Here is a 5,166-nt window from a genome sequence, read left to right on the forward strand (position 1 = left end):
AACGGCGATCCACATGCGCAGCAGATGTCGCTGCCGCTGCGGCTCGTCGTAGTCCACAAAGGCGGTACGCGCGTGCAGCGTGATGTGGTTGTTGATGAGCTGGATGTCGCCCTCCTTGAGCTCCATCGACAGCATCAGCTCGGTTCGATTGGCGATCTCCTGCACGCATCGTAGCGCTTCGAGCTGGACCGGCGTCGGTGCGTACTGCGCGCCGAACCGCGCAGCCGACTCGTAGTACGCCAGACTGACGATTCGCGTTGTGATCCTACCGTCCCGCTCGCTGAACATGGGTATCGTGAAGAAGGGCGGCTCGCCTTGCGGCTGCTCGCCGCGCCAGTCGAGATGGAACGTGCCATAGAGCGCATCCAGCAGATCCGGCCGCTCCGAGCGCAGCACGTTATGTATGGTGAGCGCGCTCACGATCTTGCTTTCCCCACCCGAGCGGGCGGTGCGCATGCAGAACAGCCCGATCACATCGACCGGCAGGAGATCGGTGTGGAAATCCATGCGCTCGCGGGTCTGATAGCCGCGCGCGTTCGGGTCGGCGTGGACCCGGCCTTCGTCTCGAACGTGCCCGAGCAGGTGGCCGCGCGCGTTCTGCGAGACCGGCGCACCCAGGTGCATCCCGAGCCCCCAGTACAGGAGCTCGCATTCCCCGTCCGTATAGCGGTCGCGCGGAATGCCGCGTATCAGCGCGAAGCCGCGGCCGTTCTCCACCTCGTCCAGAATGCCGCGGAGCTCGGATGCAAAGGTCGGGAGCGGAAATGCGTCCCGCGAAAAAGGAATCTTCGCGCCGAGACGCTTCGCATGCGCGAGCGCGCCATCGATCTCCTCGAGCACGTTTGCGTCGAGCTGATGGACCCAGGTACCCTCGTGCTGGATTTCCGAGCCGTTCCAGACAGCCGGGCCGGTGATGGCATCGCGCTGTCGGGCTGGCATCTGCTTTACTGCCTCCCCTGCACGAAGACCAACGGCGAACCCGCCAGCCACAAAACCACAGACCATGACGTGAGCATCGTCCCACAACCCGATATGTTCATGTGCTCGACTCGCATGTCACAGCCGCCGCACGCCTTCGCACGGCACGAGGAATTTCCGCTCCCTCAATCTCTCGCAACATACCATTCAGCCCGAATCTTATACTCGATCGAGGCGCCCGTCTCCGTAAACACGTACGCCGCGCGCACTGCAGCAGTAGTCTGCTCGCGCACGATCGATTGTCTCCCAGACGGTTCGAACGAACTGTCACCCGCGTGACAATCGCCCGCGCCTTCTCACTACAACGATCGGATAGGAGGATGGAAGGTGGCGCCGACCGATTTTCGGGGGCAACTCGATGCGCCTGCGCGCGAAGCACTTCTCGCGCGCATCCGGCGGCGAACGCTCAGGGCAGGCGAGTCCGTATTCCATGTCGGCGATGAAGGCAACTTCGTTTGCCTTCTGCTTACCGGGCGCGCCAAGGGCTTCAAGCTCTCGCCGGAAGGGGGGAATGCCGTGTGGGCGAAGATGCGACTCCACCGGTGCAACGCTCCTGACAGGCGGACCATACGGGCCCGCTTTACACGCATTGCGCCGTGGCGGGAAGGCCGGCCGCCTGGGTGCGCCGCCGCACGATTTGCGCTTGTGGCGGAAATGGGTTCAGAATCGACCTCGTCATCCAGAAGAGGGGTCACGCCATGTCGGTGCAAGCGGTGCGGGAAGCAGCGGCGCGAGACGCTGGAGCAGTGGATGTCGTTCCAATGGCAATTCATATAGGCGCCGAGATTCGGGGCATCGATCTGACGCGTGCGCTGTCGTCGCAGCAGGTGAGCGCAATCCGGGCTGCACTGCTGCGCTGGAAGGTGGTGTTTTTCCGCGATCAGCCGCTCGATCACCGCCAGCACATTGCATTCGCCCGTCAGTTCGGGGAAACCACCGCGGGACACGCCGTCTACGGCAGCGACGAGCAGTATCCTCAGATCTATTCCGTGGCCAAGAACCGCAAGGCGAATCGGTTCCAAGGGCATATTCTGTTTCGGCCCTGGTCGGGCTGGCACACCGACATCACCGCGGCGATCAATCCGCCCGCGGCATCGATTCTGCGCGGTGATATCGTGCCACCTTATGGCGGCGACACCCAGTTCACCAATCTGGTGGCTGCGTACAACGCGCTGTCGCCCGCCATGCGGGATTTCATCGGCCGCCTGCGCGGCGTGCATCGATTCGCGCCGCCGCCGGGCGTCGACGAAACGCCGGAATATCGTGAGCTCATGCGCAGGCGCACCCTAGTGAGCGAACATCCGATCGTGCGCGTCCACCCGGAAACCGGAGAGCGGGTCCTGTTCGTGAGTCCGTCGTTCCTGAAGTCGATCGTCGGCCTGTCGCCGCGCGAGAGCCAGGTGCTGCTGGAGTTTCTCTGGGAGCACATCGTGCGACCCGAGTTCACGGTACGCTTCCGCTGGGAGCCGGGCAGCGTCGCGTTCTGGGACAACCGCGCCACTTCGCATCTTGCGCCGAGGGATATTTTCGATTCGGACTTCGATCGGCAGTTCTATCGCGTCACGCTGCTCGGTGATGTGCCGGTCGGCGTGGACGGCAGACCGTCGAGCGCCATCGAAGGCGATCCGATCGTCGCGGCATAGCAACCAGCGTGTATGCGTCGGACCCGGGGCCGCACGACGTCATGCCATTTGTATTGCACGGAGTGTCGCGCAATCGTGAATGCTCCTACGACATTCCAGCGAGCAAAGGAACCGAGAGATGAAAGATACTCAGCAAACCACTGCGGCCGCCGTTGCCCCAACAACACGCCCTAAAGCAAACACGTTGCGCGCGCTCGAGATCGTTCCGACCGGCACAGCGGTCGGCGCCGAAGTGCGCGGTGTCGACCTATCCCGGCCGGTGCCGGAAGACGTCGCCAACGCGTTGCGAAAGGCATGGTCGCAATACCTCGTCCTGCTGTTCCGGGATCAGGAAATGACGCCGGAGCAGTACCTGCGAGCGGCGAGCATTTTCGGCAGGCCGCAGGTGGGGGCAGCGCGATCGTATTTCGAGAAGACCGCCATGCTCGATACCATCCATACGCTCCCCGTGTCAGAAGTCTCCGTGCTTTCAAACCTCGATCGCGACGGAAATCCGGTGATGGAAAATGCCGGGCTCGGCAGTCTGGAGGTCGTTTGGCATTCGGACAATTCCTACATCGAGGAGCCACCGGCCGGCAGCACGCTCTACGCGCGCGAGATTCCGAACGACAGTACCGGAAAGACCTCGTTCAACAACCAGTATCTCGCCTATGAGGAACTGCCCGACGATCTCAAGAAGGCGATCGAGGGCAAGCGCTCCAAGCAAGACGCCAGTCGCAACTCGGCGGGCACGCTGCGTCCGGGCGTGAAAAAGCCGGAAAAGCCGGAGGAAGTGCCCGGACCCACGCACCCGCTGGTGCGCAGGCACCCCGTCTCCGGGCGGAACGCACTTTACCTTGGACGGCGGCGCGCGTATCCCTCGCAATTCATCGAAGGCCTTCCGCCGCAGGAGAGCGAGATGCTGCTCGACAAGCTGTGGGCGCATGCAACGCAGCCGAAATATGCCTGGACCCACGTCTGGCGCGTCAACGATATGCTGGTTTGGGACAACCGCTGCGCCATGCATTACCGCGAGCCGGTCAACTCCACTCAGCGCCGGGTCATGTGGCGCAGCCAGTTTCAGGGCGAAAAGGTAATCGCCGGTTAATGCGCAGGACGTCGGACTCAGAACCAGATCGCCACGCTTGCGCTTGCCTGCGGCGCGCACGGGGCGAGCTCACGCGCAATCCCCGATAACATCTCGCCCGCGTGGCGCTGACGAATCACCTCCCCTTTGGAGGTTGGGTTGCTGGATTGGTCGGAGCGGGAGATCTCGCTTCCAGCCTCAGGATGCCTCTCCCCGTTTTCCGATCGCCTTCCCGAATTGCGGTTTGCCCCGACCCATCGGCGAAGGCTTCGGGTCGCCGTCGAACGACCGCTATTCGCGACTTGCTCGTACGGCAGCCTCTGGTAAGGGTTGTGGGACGCCTTGCCCTTGGAACCGTCCGCGAGCGAGGCTGTTGCGGCGGCTCTATGACCATAGCGCCCAGAACGTGCAGTTGCAGTACCACCATCGATGGCATACGGGTGATTTTGTTATCTGGGATAACCGAGCGACATTGCACGCTGCGACGGCGGACTACGCAGAATACGAAAAGCGTCTGATGTATCGCACCGCGATTAAGGGCAGGCGACACGCTGATGCGTCCGGACGTAGCCCGGCTTGGGTTGAACATCTACAGCTGGCAGCTCAGATGCGCCGTTCAATCTGTCGAGTCTTACTCATGGGAGCAGCTGGACTCGGATCCCATATCGTTCGTAGACTGGTAGTGCGCGCCGGTCGCAAGTGACGAGCTCAGCGTCGCAGCCTGCCGCTGTTGCGGCCACCAGCGCATCGTATGCGGCGCCTCCTGCCACGCTACGGTTGGGTAGGCCGAGCACGAAATCCTTGTAGGCCAGTTCACGCAACCGCAACCATGGTTCCGGAAACCGTGCTGTCAGGAATTCGCGGACGACCTCGCCAGAGGTCCTGTGAGGCGGGGGCAACCGGGTGAGTACGGAATACGTTTCGAGCGCGCAGTGCTCGATCAGACGCAGCCCGCTATCGAGCGCTCTTCTCGCGGCGTCATGACTCTCGTGCCAGGCGGCGAAAGCCGCGATCACCACACTGGTATCGGCTGCCCTCAACGGCGCACGTGCTCCAAAGTATCGCGGACTTGATCAGCGGTCAGGGGAGGCAGCTGGGCGTCCGGAACCGCGACGACGCCTTTTCCGCGCTTCTTCAAGCGCATCGGAGTCGGGGTGATCTCGATCTCCATGCGTCCGTCGCCCGCCCGGATGTCTACGACCTGGCCAGCCTTCAGTCCGAGCGCTTGGCGGATGGCCTTGGGCACAACGATCCTTCCGGCGGCATCAATGGTGGTTTTCATGGTATACAGAATGGCACTAAAATGGTACAGGAGCAACTTTATATAGCAGAGCGCGCGTATCGATTTCGTATCACTTCTAGGCTTCGCTAGGCTTCGTCGGACTCGGATAGGCTGCGTATCAGCATTGGCAGGCGACGCAAGTTGTTGAATTCCAAAGGCTGCTAATTCACTTCAAGGGCTTTTAATCCGTTGGTCGC

The 5,166-nt window shown here is 62.3% G+C and carries 6 protein-coding genes; 3 read left to right on the forward strand and 3 right to left on the reverse strand.

Going from position 1 to position 5,166, the window contains the following annotated elements; translation table 11 throughout:
* Nucleotides 1-1,005: TauD/TfdA family dioxygenase (locus GEV05_30415; GenBank protein MPZ47595.1), on the reverse strand; the 1,005-nt coding region annotated here is incomplete at its 3' end.
* A 671-nt stretch (nucleotides 1,006-1,676) separates the two neighbouring features.
* Between GEV05_30415 and GEV05_30420 the strand changes: the two genes are divergently transcribed.
* From GEV05_30420 to GEV05_30430, 3 genes are all read left to right on the forward strand, one after another.
* Entirely contained in the window at nucleotides 1,677-2,621 is a 945-nt protein-coding gene (locus GEV05_30420; protein MPZ47596.1) for a TauD/TfdA family dioxygenase, read from the forward strand.
* 79 nt (nucleotides 2,622-2,700) lie between these two features.
* The gene (locus tag GEV05_30425; GenBank protein MPZ47597.1) at nucleotides 2,701-3,708 is read left to right on the forward strand and encodes a TauD/TfdA family dioxygenase; all 1,008 of its coding nucleotides are present in this window, start codon (nucleotides 2,701-2,703) and stop codon (nucleotides 3,706-3,708) included.
* Between the two features lie 37 nt (nucleotides 3,709-3,745).
* Nucleotides 3,746-4,390 (forward strand): hypothetical protein, encoded by a 645-nt coding sequence (locus GEV05_30430; GenBank protein ID MPZ47598.1) that lies wholly within the window; start codon nucleotides 3,746-3,748, stop codon nucleotides 4,388-4,390.
* Here the strand turns inward: GEV05_30430 and GEV05_30435 are convergent.
* Together GEV05_30435 and GEV05_30440 are read right to left on the reverse strand one after the other, a co-directional pair.
* Nucleotides 4,323-4,727 (reverse strand): PIN domain-containing protein, encoded by a 405-nt coding sequence (locus tag GEV05_30435; protein MPZ47599.1) that lies wholly within the window; start codon nucleotides 4,725-4,727, stop codon nucleotides 4,323-4,325. The genes GEV05_30430 and GEV05_30435 overlap by 68 nt on opposite strands.
* On the reverse strand, nucleotides 4,724-4,969 hold the full coding sequence (locus tag GEV05_30440; protein MPZ47600.1) for an AbrB/MazE/SpoVT family DNA-binding domain-containing protein: 246 nt from the start codon (nucleotides 4,967-4,969) through the stop codon (nucleotides 4,724-4,726). The genes GEV05_30435 and GEV05_30440 overlap by 4 nt, the downstream gene beginning before the upstream one ends.
* Between the last annotated feature and the right edge of the window lie 197 nt (nucleotides 4,970-5,166).

The sequence above is a fragment of the Betaproteobacteria bacterium genome (genome assembly GCA_009377585.1).
Lineage (GTDB): Bacteria > Pseudomonadota > Gammaproteobacteria > Burkholderiales > WYBJ01 > WYBJ01.